This window comes from Adhaeribacter arboris (genome assembly GCF_003023845.1).
In the GTDB taxonomy this organism is placed as follows: Bacteria; Bacteroidota; Bacteroidia; order Cytophagales; family Hymenobacteraceae; genus Adhaeribacter; species Adhaeribacter arboris.
In genome coordinates this window covers 2422920-2441501 of record NZ_PYFT01000001.1, presented here as the reverse complement: position 1 = coordinate 2441501, position 18582 = coordinate 2422920, and the positions used below count along the sequence as shown (strand labels likewise).

Genomic DNA, 18582 nt, shown 5'->3' with positions numbered 1-18582 from the left:
CGGATTTAAATAGTTTAACACTTACTTAACATTAGTCTAAAACTTCGCCGCAGAAACCCTAATAAAAAAGGTAAATGTTTAAACATAAAGAGTAAAACGGTTAAGGAAAGCAATGAGAAATTGCATTTTACCGGTTGAACTAAAAATGAACCAGATATAATAAATTTGCCCGAAAAAATTGTTTACTTTTTTTGCTTCAGCGAAACGTTTATCTTTAATATTAGTACTATATTTTTTTCTTTCCGGCCACGAGATTTATTTGATATAAGAGCAATTAATTTTAAAGTATGTTAGTAACGTCGAAAAATTTAGAAATAAAACAGCGTTTACTCAGCGAATGCCTTCGGATTCAGAATGTTCAAATTCAAACCGCCAAAAGTGCGATGGACGAAGCGCAGGAAAGCGCCAATGAGCACCAGGGAGCCGGGATTGAAGATAAGTTTGAGTCTTTTCGGGAAGCATGCCAGATTCAGCGCGATATGTTTGCCAAACAAATGGATGAAGCTATTACGGTTTTAGCCATTTTAAAAAGAATTGTAGCCACCAAAGAAAATAAAGTAATCACCTTGGGCTCGGTCGTTCACACCAACCTGCAAAAGTATTTTGTTTCGGCGAGTGTGGGCGAAGTACAGGTAAACAACGAAAAATACTACGCCATTTCTACTATGTCGCCCATTTTTAAAGCCATGGCCGATAAAACGGCCGGTGATACGTTTACTTTCCGGGATAAGCAATACCGGATTGAAGAAGTGTTTTAATTAAAAGGATAAAAGTATCCAGACTAAATACATCTTATACTGTTAACCCTTATTTAACCAGTAGTAAAATTAATTTTGCCCGGATACTACTAATAGGTAATTAGCCTGACCTATACATTCGTTCTTTTATTTTTCCCGTAAACAAAAAAGGTGCGCCTGTTAGCAGGCGCACCTTTTTTGTTTACGGGCGGGCAGATAATTTTAAGTAGAAAAACAAATTGGTTTAGTATTGCATTCGGTTTATGTGAATGATATTCAAAATTTTGTAAACGTAAAACGTATTACGTAAAACCTACTACTTGCTTAATTTACCCGGGTCCAGTTTTGCGTTCGGCCGATTAAAGAAATGCCAATGTACCCTTTCACTTCCATTTTATCTTTACCTAAAACTTTCATGTAGCAAGAATACGTTTTACCGCTTTTCGGATCGTAAATGGTGCCATCATCCCATTTATTATTGCCGTCAAAACTAAAGTTTTGCATAAAAACCAAGCCTAAAATAGGACGGTTCTGCAGATTTTTATCCGGATTAGATTTATCTAGCTTGGGTTTGCCTTCGCGAAGAGGTTCTTTTAGCCAGACAATTTTGCCGCACAGCTTATTGCCGCACTTGTATATTTCGAATTTTGCTTCTTTATCTTCGTTGGTCCAGGTTCCAATAGGAGTATTGTCGGTGGCTTGGGCCAGCGCCAAATTACCAACCATCATTAAAAAAAGAACCAACACTAATAATCCGTTTTTCATACGTATAGTTTTCCAAATTAAGCAGGAAATATAGATAACTGCTAATCAACTTGCAAGCTAAAGGCTTTAGGTCTTTCTGGTTATTCTATTTGCCTGTATTATTAATGTAAACGAGCGAGCCGATTGGGTTATTACTTGAACGCACTAAATATAACTTGAACTGCTTTTTAGAATTAACCAAGTAAAGAACAACTTTACCTGGAGATAGTAAAATTCAGAATAAGCGTTTAGATATATAAAGATTAAGTGAATTTCTCCAATGGTTTGCTATAACTTAAAAACTCTCCCGCAATAAGTATTGCGCTTAATTCAATCTTTTCGGAGAAACTAACTGGTCAGAAAAATAGACAAATACAAGATCTAAAATGAAACTTTAAGTTTTATTACTTCCCTTGCTTTACTCTGGCATTAAATGACCGGTATACCCTTGCGCCACTAACTGTTCAAACGCTTCCCGAACATCAGCCGGGATAGGTTGGTAGGTTTGAAATCCTTTTTCGGGGTATATTTTAATGCGCTGCAAATCGCCGAGCATAATAGAAATAACTTCTTCCATAGAAACATCTTGGTTGGGATAATCTGTAAAGTTTATTTGCGGTGAAGTAACTAAGATTTCCGTTTTAGGGCCGGGCCATTGTTTCTCGAAAGTGGCCAGGGTACGGCGCTCCATGTAAGGTTTTTGCACTAAAATAAACCGGTCTACTTTTATTTGGCGTTGTTGCAGTAATTGATAAGATAAGGCTACATTTTCGCCGGTGTTGGTAGAACGGCTTTCCACCAGAATTTTTTCCTCGGGTACGCCCATTTGCCTGGCTACTTTCGCAAATTTTTCGGCTTCCGTTTCCTGCCACAAACCTAAAGTTAATCGGCCTAAACCGCCCGCAAAGAGTAACCAGGGCGCATACCCTTGCAGCCACAATTCAGCCCCTCTTTCGGCTACCCGTAAATCATGACTGCCCAGTACCATAATGCAATCGGCGGGTTGTAAGGAGTGGTTAACGTGGTGGTAATCCCAAATGCGCTGCGCTAAAGCCATTGTTTCCGGCGACATAATGTAAGTATCTTAATGAATAAAAGATGTTAATATAGTTGCGTTATTCCGTAAGCTAAAATTCCTAATCCCAATAGAATAATCAGCCATCCAACCGCATTGGAAAAGCGGCTGGATGGAAAAATCTGGTTTTCAAAATAAATAATAGTAATCTTTTGGCCCGTGTAGTAAAACGGTGGGAAAGTGCCTACTTCAAGTTTTCCCTCTACATCTGTGCCGGCCTTATCTTTAAACTTGATAATAGGATAATAAAGGTACGTGATCTTGCTATTGCTGCGCGACCATTCCCCCACTAGCTTAACTACTACCGCGTTCGTATGAAATCCGGATTTTGCTCTTTCCCGGGCTTCAATAAGACCATTCATTCCGGTGCCTATAAAGATAGCGGCGCATAATAGTAAAAGAAGTTCAAAAAACATTCGTAATTCGCTAAACTAATATCCATCGACTAGCGCCCAGGGACTATCGACTAAATTACCAAATTTTCACCCGTAGCGAATCAGGACGGTAAAGTTGCTGGTTAGGTTGTACGTTAAAGGCTTGGTAAAATTCCGGAACATCGGCTAAGGGTCCATTTACCCGCAGGTTGGCCGGCGAATGCACGTCGGTAAGAATTTGCTGCGCCAGCCGTTCGGCGCGCTGGTGCCCTTGCCAGCCCAACGCGTAGCCTAAGAAATAGCGCTGCGTGGGAGTAAGTCCGCCCATTTTTTCACCTTTTTGGTATTGTTCCGTTTTCTTAAAAGCATCTAACGCAATAACAATTCCGCCTAAATCGGCAATGTTTTCGCCGGCCGTGGCTTTGCCATTTACCCGCAAGCTGTCGAGCACCACGTAACCGTTAAATTGCTTAACTATTTCGTTTACTTTTTTCTTAAACAAAGTTTGGTCTTGAGGAGCCCACCAGTTTTTTAAATTTCCCTGCGCATCAAACTGGCTGCCTTGGTCGTCGAAGCCGTGGGTAAGCTCGTGCCCAATGGTAGAAGCACCGGCATAACCGTAAATAATGGCATCGTCGGCATCTTCGTCGCGCAAACCGGGAATGGCAAAAATAGCGGCTGGCAGTACAATTTCGTTGTTACTCGGGTTATAGTAAGCATTATAGGTTTGGGGCGTCATGCTCCACTCGTCCCGGTTTACGGGTTTGCCCAACTTATTTAAATGGTAACGGTACCACCATTCGTTGGCCCGCATTACGTTTTGCACGTACGCAGACCGGTCAATTTTTAAAGCCGAGAAATCTTTCCATTTGTCTGGGTAACCTACTTTCTTCTTGATTTTGTTTAGCTTAGTCAGCGCTTTTTCTTTGGTGGGTGGGGTCATCCAATCTAATTGTTGAATATGGTCCCGGAAAGCAGCTACTACATTATCTACCATGGTTTCGTAGCGTTTTTTGGTAGCGGGCGAGAAATAATCGGCTACAAATAATTTACCCAGTACTTCGCCCATGGCGCTTTCTTCTTCGTCGAGTACCCGTTTCCAGCGGGCGCGTTGTTGCGTTCGGCCCTGCATTACGGTACCGTAAAACCGGAAATTTTCGTTGTCAAATGCTTTGGGCAATTGTTCGGCAAAAGCGTGCACCAAGTGCCACTGCAGGTAAGCCTGCCAATCGGGGAGAGGAGTAGTTTTAAGTAACTGGCCTACGGTCCGGTAAAATTCGGGCTGACCGACAATGACACTATCCAGATTTTGAGCCTGCATTTGGCCGAGCCATTTTTGCCAATCAATACCCAGAGTGAGCTTATTTACTTCACTTATGGCCATTTTATGGTAATTGGCGTATGGGTCGCGCAAGTCTTCGAGTTTGCGGGATGCTTTGGCCAGGCTTGTTTCCAGGCGCATTACCCGTTCGCTGTTTTGTTTGGCGGTAGCTACGTCTTGCCCCAGAAGCGTAAACATTTTGGCCAGGTGCTTTCCGTATTCTTTCCGGATATTTTGCGTGCGGCTATCGTTATTAAAATAATAATCACGGTTGGGTAATCCTAAGCCCGATTGCCAGAGGTAAAGGGCCATTTGCTCGCTGTTCTTCGCGTCTTGCTCGACATTCGGACCAATGAGGGCATTTACCCCTAGTATTTGTAAGCGAGCCACCACCGTTGGTATTTCAGCATTCGATTTTATGGCCGTAATGCGGTTTAACTCGGGTTTTAAGGGCTCTATTCCTTGCTTCTCAATACTTACCGTATCCATGCCAGTATGGTAAAAATCACCGATTTTTTGTTCGTTGCTTCCAGCATTTCCTTCGGTAAAAGAGGCGGTTTCGCTTATTTTCCGCAGGCGGGCGTAAATTTCATTTTGTACTTCTTTGCCAATACTCCAATTACTTTCCGATGCCGGAATCGGGTGTTTTTTCAGCCAGGCGCCGTTCGCATACTGAAAAAAATCATTGCCAGGAGCAACGGTGGTATCCCGGTAACTGCTTATCAAATCCGGAGTTTGGGCTTTCTCTTTGTCCTTCCTCTGACAAGCGCTTACTAGCAAACCTGCTAAAATGAAAAGGTAGCAAAGGTTATTTAAGTTTTTCATACAGGTTAACGGTATGGCGTAAAGCGAAAAGTAGATGGTTAATTTATTCAAGGATACAATAAGTATTTTTTTCGGGTTTGCTTATACTGACTTAGGCCCGGTTCCCAACTTTTCCGAATATCTGCTTCGGACCAGCCGGCAATAATTTGTTTCTTTAATTTAGTAGTGCCCGCTAGTTTGTCAAAATTCCCCATTTGCTTACTCTGGCTAAAATCAAAGAACTTTTCCTTTTCCGGATAGGCTTTATATAACTCCATTAACCATTTTAAATTGATTTGCTTGGTTTGCCGCAACTGGTTAGTGTCGTACTGCCGCAGATCAAGGCCGTAACAATCATTATTTTGGTGCAGAGGCGTTTCAGACATACCCGGAATACTAACCGGCCGAAACGAAAACGAATACTTGCCTTTTAAAGCGGGAGCGCCCAAAACCGTAAATGGCATTTGCGTACCTCGGCCTTGGCTAATAATAGTGCCCTCGAACAAGCATAAACTAGGATAAAGCAGTATGGATTGGGGGGTATTTAAATTGGGGGAGGGTTTAACCGGTAATTCGTAGGGCGTATCGTGGGTATAATTCGCTACTTTAATAATTTTTAATTGGCATTTAATTTTGTTAGCCAAATAACCCTCACCGTTTAAGAACTGGGCAAATTCGCCGATGGTCAATCCGTGAGTAATGGGAATCCGATGGCGACCAATGCCCGAGCGGAGCGAATCTTCCAGAATGGGGCCGTCAATAAAATAGCCGTTGGGGTTGGGCCGATCCAGGATGAGCAGTTCTTTATTATTTTCGGCGCAAGCTTCCATTACGTATTCTAGGGTGTTGATATTAGTATAAAAACGACAGCCCACGTCCTGGATATCAAAAATCATTAAATCAATATCGGCCAGGTGTTCTTTAGTAGGTTTGGCAGTTTTGCCGTATAAAGAAATAATCGGCAGACCCGTTTTCGCGTCCACCTCGTCCTGCACTTTGGCCCCATTACTAGCATTGCCCCGAAAGCCATGTTCCGGCCCAAAAACTTTCTGAATTTTTATTCCTAAAGCTAATAAACTATCCGCGATAGCCTGTTTTCCGATAATGGAAGTAGGATTTGCCACCAATCCAATGCGCTTGCCCCGTAAATACGCAATATATTTTTCCGTTTGGTCGGCTCCGGTAATAGGTTTTGCAGCGGTTGGGTCAGAGGTAGTACTTTTTGCAGAAGAATCCGAACGGCAGGCGATTATATAGGTAGAAATTAAAAAAACAAACAAAAACAAACTGGCAATTAATAAGTTTTTAAGGTTCATTTTAGCTTATACTTGGGGGTTGTTGGAGCAATTAGATTAGTTACGGTAATTAAACGAAGGTATATATTTTATTAGCTTTTCCGATTTAATTTGTTCCTTACTTTCGGTTAAAAAAGATTTACGGTTGCGGATAAAATATTTCAGAAAATCCAGGACTAACTTGTATAAAGTTAAAATTAGGGGAAACCATCTTGTTTTTCGCGTCACCAGAATAATGATTTTTTAAACGCAAATAGTAACTTCTTTTATTTAAGGAGGAAGAACAAAACCGTTTTTTAATAACGGATGCTGTTCTGCTACTTAAAAGTCGTAAAACGTACCACTTAAAACGTATTACCTAAAAAATGATAAATACAGCTAAAATACCCTTAGCCGAAAGAATGCGCCCGCATTCTCTGGATCAGTTTGCCGGCCAGCAGCATTTGGTGGGACCGAATGGAGTATTGCGCCGCTACCTGGAATCGGGTATGATTCCGTCGATGATTTTGTGGGGACCACCCGGCGTGGGTAAAACTACCCTGGCCAATATTATTGCCGCCCAGTTAAAGCAGCCTTTTGTGGCGCTAAGTGCGATTAACTCGGGGGTAAAAGATATTCGGGAAGTAATTGATCAGGCAAAAAAAAGAGCGGGCACGGTATTGTTCATCGATGAAATTCACCGGTTTAATAAATCGCAGCAGGATGCTTTATTAGGAGCCGTAGAAAAAGGAATTATCACCCTGATTGGCGCTACTACCGAAAATCCGTCTTTTGAAGTTATTTCTGCTTTATTGTCGCGGACACAGGTGTATATTTTACAACCGCTAGGCAAAGATGAATTAGTAGATTTAGTGAATAAAGCCATCCACGAAGACGAATACTTACGGAAGAAAAACATAGTAGTGGAGCAATACGAGGCTTTATTAACTATTTCGGGCGGTGATGCCCGCAAACTGCTAAACTTGCTGGATATTGTGGTAGAAGCTACTCCAAACCAAGAGGTAGTTATAACCGACGAAAAAGTTAAAGAAATTGCGCAGCAGAATATTGTGCTCTACGATAAATCCGGGGAGAACCATTACGATATTATTTCGGCTTTTATTAAATCCATGCGGGGTTCTGACCCGAATGCGGCGCTGTACTGGCTGGCGCGCATGATTGAAGGAGGCGAAGACCCTAAGTTTATTGCCCGGCGCATGCTTATTCTAGCTTCCGAAGATATTGGTAATGCTAATCCTAATGCCTTATTAATGGCGAACGCTTGTTTTCAAGCGGTTAATGTTATCGGTTATCCCGAGAGCAGCCTTATTTTGTCGCAAACGGCCGTTTTTCTGGCTACTTCGCCTAAAAGTAATTCTACTTACCTGGCTATTTGGGCGGCTCAGGAGCACGTCCGGAAGAACGGCGCTTTGCCGGTGCCGCTGCATCTACGGAATGCGCCCACTAAACTGATGAAAGAAATTGGCTGCGGCGAAAGCTATAAATATGCCCACGATTACGCCCACAATTTTGTGGCGCAGGAGTTTTTACCCGACGAAATCAAAGGCAAAGTTTTTTACGAACCCGGCAATAATCCCCGCGAAAACGAAACCCGCAAAATCCTGCACAACATGTGGGGCGATAAGTACGGGTATTAGCTTACTCTATATGCGCCAGGTTTTCGAAACCTGGCCGGTTTAACAGAACCACGAATATTTTAGGCAAAACTATCTTTTTACTTAAACTATTAGTAGCTTGAGCCGGTATTGATGTCGGCAAAACGCCGTTTTTAAATGTTAAAAGTATGGCACAATTTTTTAAATTTACTCTTGCCACTATTGTTGGCTTATTTTTATTCTTCCTCATTTCTTTTCTGATTATTATTGGTATTGCTGCTTCTACCGCTTCTTCCGAAGAAGTTGTTATTAATAAAAATTCTGTTCTGGAACTTAAGTTAGATCAACCAATAACCGAGCGTCAACCCAAAGATCCTTTTGATGATTTAGGTATTCCGTTTGGGGTAGGAGCCGGTAGCTACGGTCTGGATGAAATAAAGGCGGCTATCCGGAAAGCAAAAAACGACGAGAAAGTCCGAGGAATTTTCCTGAACGTAGAGATGGTAGATGCCGGTATGGCTACTCTCGAAGAAATCCGCAAAGAGTTAGTTGATTTTAAACAATCTAAAAAATTTATTGTGGCCTACAACGATATCTGCTCCGAAAAAGCTTACTACCTGGTTTCGGTAGCCGATAAAATGTATTTAAATCCGCAGGGTGCTTTTGAGTTAAACGGGTTAAACGCCGAAACGATGTTCTTTAAAGGCATGCTCGAAAAGCTAAATATCGACGTAAATATTTTTAAAGTAGGCGAGTATAAAAGTGCGGTAGAGCCCTTATTTCTGGATAAAATGAGTGAGCCCAACCGGTTGCAGGTAACTTCTTTTTTAAATTCCCTGAACGACTATTATTTGCAGAACGTGGCAAAATCGCGCCAAAAAACGGTGGCGGATTTAAAACTTATTTCGGATTCGATGTTGGTGCATAGTCCGGAAGATGCGCTTAAGTACGGTTTAATTACCAACGTAGGTTATTACGACGAAGCTCTGGACTACATGAAAAAGCGTTCCGGTTTAAAGGAAGATGCTAAAATGACCTTGGTAACTTTAAAGAAATACCGCAAAGTTGCCGGAACATCTGAATCGGGAAGTTCTAAAAACCGCATTGCGGTAATCTACGCTTCCGGCGACATTGTGAACGGTGAAGGGGACGACGAATCAATTGGGGGAACCAAGTTTGCCAGCGAAATCAGGAAAGCTAGGAAAGACAAAGCAATTAAGGCGATTGTTATTCGGGTTAACTCACCGGGCGGTAGTGCGATGGCTTCGGATGTAATCTGGCGCGAAGTAATGCTGGCTCGCAAAGAAAAACCAGTCATTGCTTCTATGTCGGATTATGCGGCTTCGGGTGGTTATTATATTGCCATGGCTTGCGATACCATTGTGGCGCAGCCTAATACCATTACCGGCAGCATCGGGGTTTTTGGGGTTATTCCTAATTTCCAGGGTTTCTTGAACGATAAACTGGGCATTACCCTGGACCGCGTTAAAACCGGTAAATTTTCGGATTTACCCACCGTTACCCGCCAAATGACCAATTTTGAAAAACGAATTATTCAGCGGGAAGTAGAAAAAATTTACACCGACTTTACTACCAAAGCGGCCAAAGGCCGCGATATGCCGCTAGACGAATTAAGGAAAATTGCCTCCGGCCGGGTTTGGTCAGGGATAGAAGCCAAAGAACGAGGATTGGTGGATGTATTGGGCGGTTTAGAAGAAGCGGTAAAAATTGCGGCCGCCCGCGCGAAATTGGGTACTAATTACCGGCTTAAAAAACTGCCGGCGCAACGCTCCTTCCTCGATGAATGGATGGGTGACGTAAACAAAGAAGTAAGAACCCGTAGCTTACGTGCGGAGCTCGGCGAGATGTATCCTTATTTCGAACAACTGCAAAAAGTATCCCGCCTGCAAGGCATTCAAGCCCGGTTGCCATTCGAATTAAAAGTGCAATAGATGTTAAGGATATACCAAGCTGTAACCTTTGATATATAGAAACTACAAATGGCAAGAAAAAGACAGAATAAAAATTTGCCAACATTTGATGAATTAATTATTCCAACATTGAAAGCACTTAAAAAACTTGGCGGTTCTGGAACAATTGAAGAAATCAGCGAAAACGTGTATCAAATAGCAAATATTTCTGAGGATGCTCTACAAATACTTCATAACGAAAATGGGCTATTAAACGAAGTAGATTATCGTTTGGCTTGGTCAAGGACATATCTCAAAAAATATGGACTTATCGAAAACTCAGCTAGAGGTGTTTGGGCATTAACTAAAAGCGAGTTAGATATTTCTAAATTAGATGCCAATGAGATTGTAAAGAATGTAAGAGACCAACATAAATCAGCCGAACCAAAAAAGATAAAACCTGAAACTGAAACAGAAGCCGATATACTTGAACAAGTTGAAGAAACAACTAACTGGAAGGAAGAATTATTAAATACCCTTTTTAGCATTTCTCCAGATGCTTTTGAAAGATTGGCACAAAGGCTTCTTCGTGAAAGTGGATTTGTACAGGTTGAAGTAACCGGAAAATCTGGAGATGGTGGGATTGATGGAAAAGGAATTGTAAAGCTTAGCGGCTTTTTAAGCTTCCATGTTATTTTTCAATGTAAGCGTTATCGTGGCACTATTACTCCTAGTCAAATTAGAGACTTTAGAGGAGCTATGCAAGGTCGAGCAGATAAAGGGCTTTTCATTACAACTGGAACATTTACCCGAGATGCAACAAAGGAAGCTACACGGGACGGAGCACCACCAATAGACTTAATTGATGGCGAATTACTTTGTGAAAAACTTAAAGAATTTAGACTCGGAGTCGAAACAAAATTTATTGAAAATGTCGACGTACAACATGATTGGTTCTTGCATTTGTAAAAAAATTTTGCTTATCGTATCAATGAACTTTAAGATTGTAACTTCCCAACCTTAAAACTTTTTAACCTTCCAACTAAAACCCATGCAACGACTTCAGGATGCCACCGATTACCTGATTCAGCAAACCAATAGTTTTGTGCCGGCTTACGGTATTATTTTAGGTACGGGATTGGGCGCCTTGGTAAACGATATTGATATCCAGTACAGCATTTCCTACGATGAAATTCCGCATTTTCCGGTTTCTACCGTGGAGAGTCATTCGGGTAAGTTGATTTTTGGACAACTGGCCGATCGACCGGTAATAGTCATGCAAGGCCGGTTTCATTATTACGAAGGTTATACCATGGAGCAAGTGGTATTTCCCGTGCGGGTGATGAAAATGCTGGGCATTCAAAAATTATTTGTTTCGAATGCGGCCGGAGGCTTGAATCTGGATTTTAACACCAGCGACTTAATGGTAATTACCGATCATATCAATCTGCAACCCACCAATCCACTTATCGGTCCGAATAAAGAAGCGCTAGGGCCGCGGTTTCCGGATATGAGTGAGGTGTATGATCCCGTAATGGTTCAACAAGCCCGGCAAATTGCTGTCGTACATAACCTGCCCGTTAAAACCGGAGTTTACGTGAGCGTACCGGGCCCGATGCTCGAGACCAAAGCCGAATACCGGTATTTAACACTTATTGGGGCAGATGCGGTAGGCATGTCTACGGTTCCGGAAATAATTGCGGCCCGCCACATGGGATTACCTTGTTTTGCTGTTTCCGTGATTACGGATATGTGCGTGCCCGGCAGAATTAAAAAAGTTATTCTATTAGATATTCTGGAAGCTGCCGCTCAGGCAGAACCTAATCTGACACTTCTGATAAAAGAATTAATAAAATTGCAAGATCCACCCGTTGAATAAGTAGGATGATACATTTTCTGACGTAAAAAGGCGGAACTCTTCCGCTGTTTTTATGTCAAAATTCCTATAACCTAAAACTTATTACAAGGGCTACCAGTAGAAAATAATAAATCCTGGAATGCAGGTTAATTGTTAAACTGTTTACTCACTTCTATTGTATTAAATAATAACACATACCAGCTACTTAAAGCAAATTATATTCACATTAAGTAAAAATATACCACGGATTCTGCGGGAAAGTACAAGATTGTTGAAAATTTTAAAAAAATTCAAAAAGCATCCTCTTAAAAATCGATTTGTTTAATTTAAGGCGGTTTTAATAGCTAATTTTGCAAATCGTTTAGAAAATTCCTGAAAATTATTCGATTATTTACCCATTTCATTTAAAGTAAATTATTTTAAAATTTTTGTTTCAGTATTTTTATAGTTAGTTTAAGGTTCCAATAACATAAATGTACTGTTCAGATAACTCCACTCGGATAGTAAAGTTGCTATATATTATCGAAAAATTCATCTTGTATGTAACTACAAGGGAACCAAGGGTTAATGAAAAAAATATACAAGAAACAGATTAGTTATTGCACTATATTTAAATTAGGTATTACATGTCTGACCAAAATAACACCGGTTTGTACGATCCCCAGTTCGAGCACGACTCGTGCGGTATCGGCTTTGTGGCTCATTTAAAAGGAAGAAAATCGCACGAAATTGTAGAAGAAGCGCTGCACATGCTAGCCCGCATGGAACACCGCGGCGCTTGCGGTTGCGAAAAAAATACGGGCGATGGGGCCGGTATTTTAATTCAGATCCCGCATGAGTTTTTCGTGGATGAATGCGTGAAATTAGGTATAAAATTGCCGCCTTTTGGCCAATATGGCGTGGGTCTGGTATTTTTCCCGCAAGATGAACGCTTACGCGAAGAATGCCGGGCTATTTTTAACCGCAATATCGAAAAACTCGGTATGCAGCTATTAGGTTACCGCCAAGTACCTACGTATAACGGCGAAATTGGTCCTAGTGCCTTAGCGGTAGAACCAGAGATGGAGCACGTTTTCATAAAACGCCCGGATCATGTAACCACTCCCGAAGACTTTGAGCGCAAATTATTTATTCTGCGAAACTATACCACTCGGCTGGTGCGCGAATCAGTGCAAATGCCCGATGTAAATAATGCCTTCCATATTGCGTGCTTATCTTATAAAACAATAGCCTACAAAGGCCAGTTTACCACTTCTCAGGTTCGATCGTATTTCCCGGATTTACACCATAAAAACGTGTGTACTGCTCTGGCAGTAGTGCATTCCCGTTTTTCAACCAATACTTTCCCGGCTTTCCGTTTAGCTCAGCCGTTCCGGTATATCGCCCACAACGGCGAGATTAATACCGTAAAAGGAAATATTAACTGGATGGGAGCGAATGAGGCAGTTCTTTCGTCGAAGTATTTCACCCGCGAAGAACTGGATATGATCCTGCCTATTTGTGATCCAACCCAGTCCGACTCCGCCAATTTAGATAACGTGGTGGAATTGCTTGTTCTGGCGGGTCGTTCGCTGCCCCACGTTATGATGATGCTTATTCCGGAAGCTTGGGACGGCAACAAAGACATGGACGAAGATAAGCGGGCCTTTTACGAATACCACGCGGCTTTAATGGAGCCGTGGGATGGTCCGGCTTCTATCTCCTTCACGGATGGTAAAATTGTTGGCGCCACCTTAGACCGTAACGGTTTGCGCCCGTCGCGTTATTTAGTTACCAGCGACGACAAAATTATTATGGCCTCGGAAGCCGGGGTATTAGAAGTAGACCCGGCTAAAATAGTAAAAAAAGGTCGTTTGCAGCCCGGTAAAATGTTCATCGCCGATTTAGAGCAAGGCCGTATTATTTCCGATGAAGAATTAAAACGCGATATCTGCACGCGTAAGCCATACAAAGAATGGCTGAAAAATAAAATGAAAATCAAGGATTTGCCGGAGCCGCTCGGTGCTTTTCATCAGCCGGGCCAGCAGGCCTTGTTAAAGCGTCAGCAGGCATTTGGATATACTTCCGAAGATTTACAAACGATTATTGCCGAAATGGCCGAAACGGGCAAAGAGCCGCTCGGCTCTATGGGTACCGATACGCCATTAGCGATTTTATCCGATCAAAGCCAGCATTTATCGAGCTATTTCAAGCAATTATTTGCCCAGGTAACCAACCCACCCATCGACCCGATCCGGGAGCGGATGGTTATGTCTTTGGTATCGTACGTGGGCGGCGGATTAAACTTGCTGGATGAAAGTCCGCTGCATTGCCGTCAGGTAGAACTGCATACGCCGGTACTAACAAATAACGAACTCGAAAAATTACGTTTTCTGGATCAGTCTTATTTCCAGACGAAAACAATTTATACTTATTTCAAAGCCGATGGCCAAGCGGATTCGCTGGAACGCGCTTTAAAGCGAATTTGCCAGTACGCGGCCGATGCCGTGGAAGATGGTTTCTCTATTATTCTTTTGTCCGACCGCAGCTTAGATAGTAGCCATGCGCCCATTCCCACTTTACTGGCTACTGCAGCCGTACACCACCATTTAATGCGAAAAGGTTTACGGGGTAAGGTAGGGATAGTGGTAGAAGCCGGCGATGCCTGGGAAGTACATCATTTTGCTACTCTTATCAGTTACGGTGCTTCGGCGGTTAACCCGTATTTGGCTTTCGAAACCATTGTGCAAATGCGGGCAAATGGTGTAATAAAATCGGATTTAACCCAGGATAAAATGTTTTACAACTACATCAAAGCTATCAGCGATGGGTTGTTGAAAGTTTTCTCTAAAATGGGTATTTCGACGCTGCAATCGTACCAGGGCGCCCAAATATTTGAGGCTTTAGGTATCAGCCAGGAAGTGATTGATAAATATTTTCCGCGTACGGTTTCGCGGATTGGTGGTTTAACTTTGGAGGGAATTGCCAAAGAAGCTTTAGTGAAACACCGCTTAGCTTACCCGGAGAAATTTATTCCTAATCCAAAGCTGGAAGTAGGGGGTATTTACCAATGGAAGCGCCGGGGTGAGTTCCATTTGTTTAATCCGCAAACCATTCATTTACTGCAGCACGCTACTAAAACCAACGATTATCAGGTATTTAAGAAGTACTCGAGTCTGGTAAATGAGCAAAGTATAAAGGCTGCTACGCTGCGGAGTTTAATTAAATTTAAAAATACCGGTAAATCTGTTCCGTTAAGCGAAGTAGAGCCGGTTGAAAGTATATTTAAACGGTTTGCTACCGGGGCAATGTCCTTTGGTTCCATCTCGCACGAGGCGCACACTACTTTAGCCATTGCCATGAACCGCATTGGCGGTAAGAGCAATTGCGGCGAAGGAGGCGAAGACGAAATCCGCTTTGAACGGAAGCCTAACGGCGATTGGGAACGTTCGGCTATAAAACAAGTAGCTTCCGGCCGTTTTGGCGTAACCAGTTACTATTTAACTAACGCCGACGAGTTACAGATTAAAATGGCCCAAGGAGCAAAACCAGGGGAAGGGGGTCAATTACCCGGGCATAAAGTGGACGATTGGATTGGTCGGGTTCGTCATTCTACGCCGGGCGTAGGTTTAATTTCGCCGCCACCGCACCACGATATTTACTCCATCGAAGATTTAGCCCAGCTGATTTTCGACCTGAAAAATTCGAATCCAAAAGCCCGGATTAACGTGAAACTGGTTTCGGAAGCGGGGGTAGGAACGGTAGCAGCCGGAGTGGCCAAAGCTTTCTCGGACGTCGTATTGATTTCCGGTTTTGATGGTGGTACGGGTGCTTCTCCTATTTCCTCTATCAAGCATGCTGGTTTGCCTTGGGAATTAGGAGTTGCCGAAGCGCATCAAACTTTAGTCCGGAATAAGCTACGTAGTCGTATTGTGCTGCAAGCCGATGGTCAGATGAAAACCGGTCGGGATTTAGTAATTGCCGCTTTATTAGGAGCCGAAGAATGGGGGGTAGCCACAGCGGCCTTAATTACTTCCGGCTGTATTATGATGCGAAAATGCCATTTAAATACCTGTCCGGTAGGAGTGGCTACTCAGAACAAAGAATTGCGGGCTTTATTTACCGGCAAGCCGGAACACGTGGTTAATTTATTTCACTTCCTGGCTGAGGAGATCCGCGAAATTATGGCAGAGTTAGGTTTCCGGACAGTAAATGAAATGATAGGTCAGGTAGATGTGCTGGAAATGCGCGATAACATCACTAACTGGAAGCACCAATCTATTGACCTGAGCCGGGTATTGTATAAAGAGAAAGTTGGTCCGGAGGTAGGTATCTACAAACAAGAAGAACAAGAACACATGCTGGATGCGGTATTGGATGTAGACTTGATTGAAGCCGCTAAACCAGCTTTGGAAAATGCCGATAAAGTAACCGGTGAGTTTAGAATTACCAATACGGATCGGGCCACAGGAACTATGCTGTCGCATGAAATTTCGAAGAAGTTTAAAGGCGTAGGTCTGCCAGCCGATACTATTCACTTTAAATTTATTGGTTCGGCCGGTCAAAGTTTTGGCGCTTTTGGGGCGCCAGGTATTCGCTTTGAACTCGAAGGGGAAGCGAACGATTACTTCGGCAAAGGTTTATCCGGGGGACAGTTAATTTTATACCCACCGAAAGCTGCTCGTTTTAATGCCAACGAAAATATTATTGCGGGTAACGTAGCCTTCTACGGTGCTACTGCCGGCGAAGCGTACATTCGCGGACAAGCGGGTGAGCGTTTCTGCGTCCGTAATTCCGGGGTAAAAGCCGTAGTGGAAGGCGTAGGCGATCACGGTTGCGAATACATGACAGGCGGGGTGGCAGTTATTTTAGGCGATACTGGTCGCAACTTTGCCGCGGGTATGAGCGGCGGTGTGGCGTATGTATTCGACCCTAACCAACAATTTGCCGGCCGTTGCAACATGGAAATGGTGGAATTTGAACCTTTAGAAGAAGAAGATTTAAACGAATTACACCGCTTAATTTCAAACCACCAGCAATTTACCGGCAGCGATGTAGCCGCCGCTTTGCTGGGTAACTGGGAAAATACTGTAAAACAATTTGTTAAAGTTATGCCAACCGACTACAAACTGGTACTGCAAAATCGCAAGCTAGTACAAGAAGTAGAAGTAGGAAATATGGAGGTAGCAGTAAATGGGTAAGCCAACTGGATTTATGGAATTTGGCAGAGAGCTGCCGAAAAAAAGAGACCCTAAACTTCGGGTCAACGATTATAACGAGCTATACGAGCCTTTCGGCGAAGATAAAGTACAAACCCAGGCCGCTCGCTGCATGGATTGTGGCGTACCTTTTTGCCACAGCGGTTGCCCGCTGGGTAATATTATTCCGGATTTCAACGATGCGGTGTACGAGCAAAACTGGGAACTAGCCGCCGAAATATTATTTTCTACGAACAATTTTCCGGAGTTCACCGGCCGGATTTGCCCGGCCCCTTGCGAAGCCGCTTGTGTATTAGGCATCAATAAACCGCCGGTAGCCATTGAGGAAATTGAGAAGAACATTGCCGAGGTAGCTTTTGAAAGAGGATACGTCCGTGCCAAAGAACCGCCCGTCCGTACCGGAAAAAAAGTAGCTGTAATTGGTTCTGGTCCCGCTGGATTAGCGGCCGCAGCTCAACTGAATGCTGCCGGCCATTCGGTAACAGTTTTTGAACGAGCCGATAAAGTAGGTGGTTTACTGCGTTATGGTATTCCGGATTTTAAACTGGAAAAATGGGTAGTAGAGCGCCGCTTGAAAGTAATGGAAGACGAAGGGGTAGTATTTAAAACGAACGCCAACGTAGGTGAAAACATTAAAGTAGCCGATGTAATGCGCTCGTTCGATGCTATACTTTTAACCGGAGGTTCCACTGTTCCCCGCGACTTATCTATTCCGGGCCGTAACTTAAAAGGAGTGCATTTTGCCATGGAGTTCTTAACTCAGCAGAACGGCCGGATAAGCGGAAAAGAATTTGCGCCGGAAGAAGAAATTTGGGCGACGGGTAAGAACGTGGTAGTAATTGGTGGGGGTGATACGGGTTCCGACTGTGTAGGAACTTCTAATCGCCACCGGGCTAAATCTATTACGCAAATTGAAGTGTTGGCTAAGCCACCGCAAGATCGGGATACTTCTACGCCGTGGCCAAACTGGCCCATGCAATTGCGTACTTCCACTTCCCACGAAGAAGGTTGTGACCGGAACTGGGCATTAACCACCAAAGAATTTATTGGGGATGAAAATGGTAACTTAGTAAGCCTGAAAATGGCGCAGATGGATTGGGTAACTTCGGCTCCCGGAGAAAAACCAAAATTCCAGGAAGTAACCGGGTCAGAACGCATTATTCCTTGTGAACTGGCTTTGTTGGCGATTGGCTTCGTGCATCCGCAGCACAATGGTATGATTCAGGAGTTAGGCGTTGAACTCGACGACCGCGGAAATGTAAAAGCCGCCGATAATTTTCAGACATCCGTACCAAAAGTATTTACTGCCGGCGATATGCGCCGCGGACAATCCTTAGTAGTTTGGGCAATTTCGGAAGGTCGGGAAGCTGCCCGTAACATTGATATTTTCCTGACTGGTTCTACAAAGTTAGAAGCGCGTGATATCTCTATGCTGAATACGGCCACTTTAGTATAAAATATTTTAAAATTGTTTAAAAGGCTTTCGGATTAACCGAAAGCCTTTTTGTTTTATGGGCTAAGCTAATTATACCAAATTTTAAGTAGTACCCAAAAGTATTTACTGCCGGCGAAATGCACCACAGACAATCCTGTTTTGGAAACCTGTCGGGTTTTATCCGCCGACGTTATGGCAGTTGATTCGGGCGATTTGGTGTAAGTTAAAATTTTTTT

Annotated in this window: 12 protein-coding genes; 7 read left to right on the top strand and 5 right to left on the bottom strand. The window is 43.1% G+C overall.

Annotation, left to right across the window (positions count from 1 at the left end; translation table 11 throughout):
* Window positions 1-287: 287 nt before the first annotated feature.
* Window positions 288-758, top strand: coding sequence for a hypothetical protein (locus tag AHMF7605_RS09955; RefSeq protein WP_106928827.1), 471 nt, complete (start codon window positions 288-290; stop codon window positions 756-758).
* A gap of 303 nt (window positions 759-1061) precedes the next feature.
* Here AHMF7605_RS09955 and AHMF7605_RS09950 read toward each other — a convergent pair whose 3' ends face one another.
* The 5 genes from AHMF7605_RS09950 to AHMF7605_RS09930 form a co-directional block, all read right to left on the bottom strand.
* On the bottom strand, window positions 1062-1502 hold the full coding sequence (locus AHMF7605_RS09950; RefSeq protein WP_233219000.1) for a DUF2147 domain-containing protein: 441 nt from the start codon (window positions 1500-1502) through the stop codon (window positions 1062-1064).
* 397 nt (window positions 1503-1899) lie between these two features.
* Window positions 1900-2553 carry a YdcF family protein gene (locus AHMF7605_RS09945; RefSeq protein WP_106928824.1) on the bottom strand — a complete coding sequence of 218 codons (654 nt, stop codon included), beginning with the start codon at window positions 2551-2553 and terminating at the stop codon, window positions 1900-1902.
* A 29-nt stretch (window positions 2554-2582) separates the two neighbouring features.
* A complete protein-coding gene (locus AHMF7605_RS09940; RefSeq protein WP_106928822.1) occupies window positions 2583-2972 on the bottom strand; it encodes a hypothetical protein in 390 nt (129 codons plus the stop codon).
* Window positions 2973-3027: 55 nt separating this feature from the next.
* The gene (locus tag AHMF7605_RS09935; protein WP_106933417.1) at window positions 3028-5076 is read right to left on the bottom strand and encodes a M13 family metallopeptidase; all 2049 of its coding nucleotides are present in this window, start codon (window positions 5074-5076) and stop codon (window positions 3028-3030) included.
* Between the two features lie 47 nt (window positions 5077-5123).
* The gene (locus AHMF7605_RS09930; protein WP_106928819.1) at window positions 5124-6371 is read right to left on the bottom strand and encodes an exo-beta-N-acetylmuramidase NamZ family protein; all 1248 of its coding nucleotides are present in this window, start codon (window positions 6369-6371) and stop codon (window positions 5124-5126) included.
* 344 nt (window positions 6372-6715) lie between these two features.
* Here AHMF7605_RS09930 and AHMF7605_RS09925 point away from each other — a divergent pair, with 344 nt between their 5' ends.
* From AHMF7605_RS09925 to AHMF7605_RS09900, 6 genes are all read left to right on the top strand, one after another.
* Window positions 6716-7987 (top strand): replication-associated recombination protein A, encoded by a 1272-nt coding sequence (locus AHMF7605_RS09925; protein ID WP_199200218.1) that lies wholly within the window; start codon window positions 6716-6718, stop codon window positions 7985-7987.
* 146 nt (window positions 7988-8133) lie between these two features.
* Entirely contained in the window at window positions 8134-9897 is a 1764-nt protein-coding gene (gene sppA, locus AHMF7605_RS09920) for a signal peptide peptidase SppA (protein WP_106928816.1), read from the top strand.
* Window positions 9898-9945: 48 nt separating this feature from the next.
* Complete coding sequence (locus AHMF7605_RS09915) at window positions 9946-10824, top strand: restriction endonuclease (RefSeq protein WP_106928813.1); 879 nt, start codon at window positions 9946-9948, stop codon at window positions 10822-10824.
* 82 nt (window positions 10825-10906) lie between these two features.
* Window positions 10907-11734: a purine-nucleoside phosphorylase gene (locus AHMF7605_RS09910; protein ID WP_106928811.1), complete on the top strand. Its 828-nt coding sequence runs from the start codon at window positions 10907-10909 to the stop codon at window positions 11732-11734.
* A 605-nt stretch (window positions 11735-12339) separates the two neighbouring features.
* The gene (gene gltB, locus AHMF7605_RS09905) at window positions 12340-16893 is read left to right on the top strand and encodes a glutamate synthase large subunit (protein WP_106928809.1); all 4554 of its coding nucleotides are present in this window, start codon (window positions 12340-12342) and stop codon (window positions 16891-16893) included.
* Window positions 16886-18367, top strand: coding sequence for a glutamate synthase subunit beta (locus AHMF7605_RS09900; protein ID WP_106928807.1), 1482 nt, complete (start codon window positions 16886-16888; stop codon window positions 18365-18367). The genes gltB and AHMF7605_RS09900 overlap by 8 nt, the downstream gene beginning before the upstream one ends.
* Window positions 18368-18582 lie beyond the last annotated feature (215 nt).

Excerpts from the sequence above, each read along its gene's own strand:
- AHMF7605_RS09955 (WP_106928827.1), top strand. The coding sequence starts at position 288 with ATGTTAGTAACGTCGAAAAATTTAGAAATAAAACAGCGTTTACTCAGC.
- AHMF7605_RS09950 (WP_233219000.1), bottom strand. The coding sequence starts at position 1,502 with ATGAAAAACGGATTATTAGTGTTGGTTCTTTTTTTAATGATGGTTGGT.
- AHMF7605_RS09945 (WP_106928824.1), bottom strand. The coding sequence starts at position 2,553 with ATGTCGCCGGAAACAATGGCTTTAGCGCAGCGCATTTGGGATTACCAC.
- AHMF7605_RS09940 (WP_106928822.1), bottom strand. The coding sequence starts at position 2,972 with ATGTTTTTTGAACTTCTTTTACTATTATGCGCCGCTATCTTTATAGGC.
- AHMF7605_RS09935 (WP_106933417.1), bottom strand. The coding sequence starts at position 5,076 with ATGAAAAACTTAAATAACCTTTGCTACCTTTTCATTTTAGCAGGTTTG.
- AHMF7605_RS09930 (WP_106928819.1), bottom strand. The coding sequence starts at position 6,371 with ATGAACCTTAAAAACTTATTAATTGCCAGTTTGTTTTTGTTTGTTTTT.
- AHMF7605_RS09925 (WP_199200218.1), top strand. The coding sequence starts at position 6,716 with ATGATAAATACAGCTAAAATACCCTTAGCCGAAAGAATGCGCCCGCAT.
- sppA (WP_106928816.1), top strand. The coding sequence starts at position 8,134 with ATGGCACAATTTTTTAAATTTACTCTTGCCACTATTGTTGGCTTATTT.
- AHMF7605_RS09915 (WP_106928813.1), top strand. The coding sequence starts at position 9,946 with ATGGCAAGAAAAAGACAGAATAAAAATTTGCCAACATTTGATGAATTA.
- AHMF7605_RS09910 (WP_106928811.1), top strand. The coding sequence starts at position 10,907 with ATGCAACGACTTCAGGATGCCACCGATTACCTGATTCAGCAAACCAAT.
- gltB (WP_106928809.1), top strand. The coding sequence starts at position 12,340 with ATGTCTGACCAAAATAACACCGGTTTGTACGATCCCCAGTTCGAGCAC.
- AHMF7605_RS09900 (WP_106928807.1), top strand. The coding sequence starts at position 16,886 with ATGGGTAAGCCAACTGGATTTATGGAATTTGGCAGAGAGCTGCCGAAA.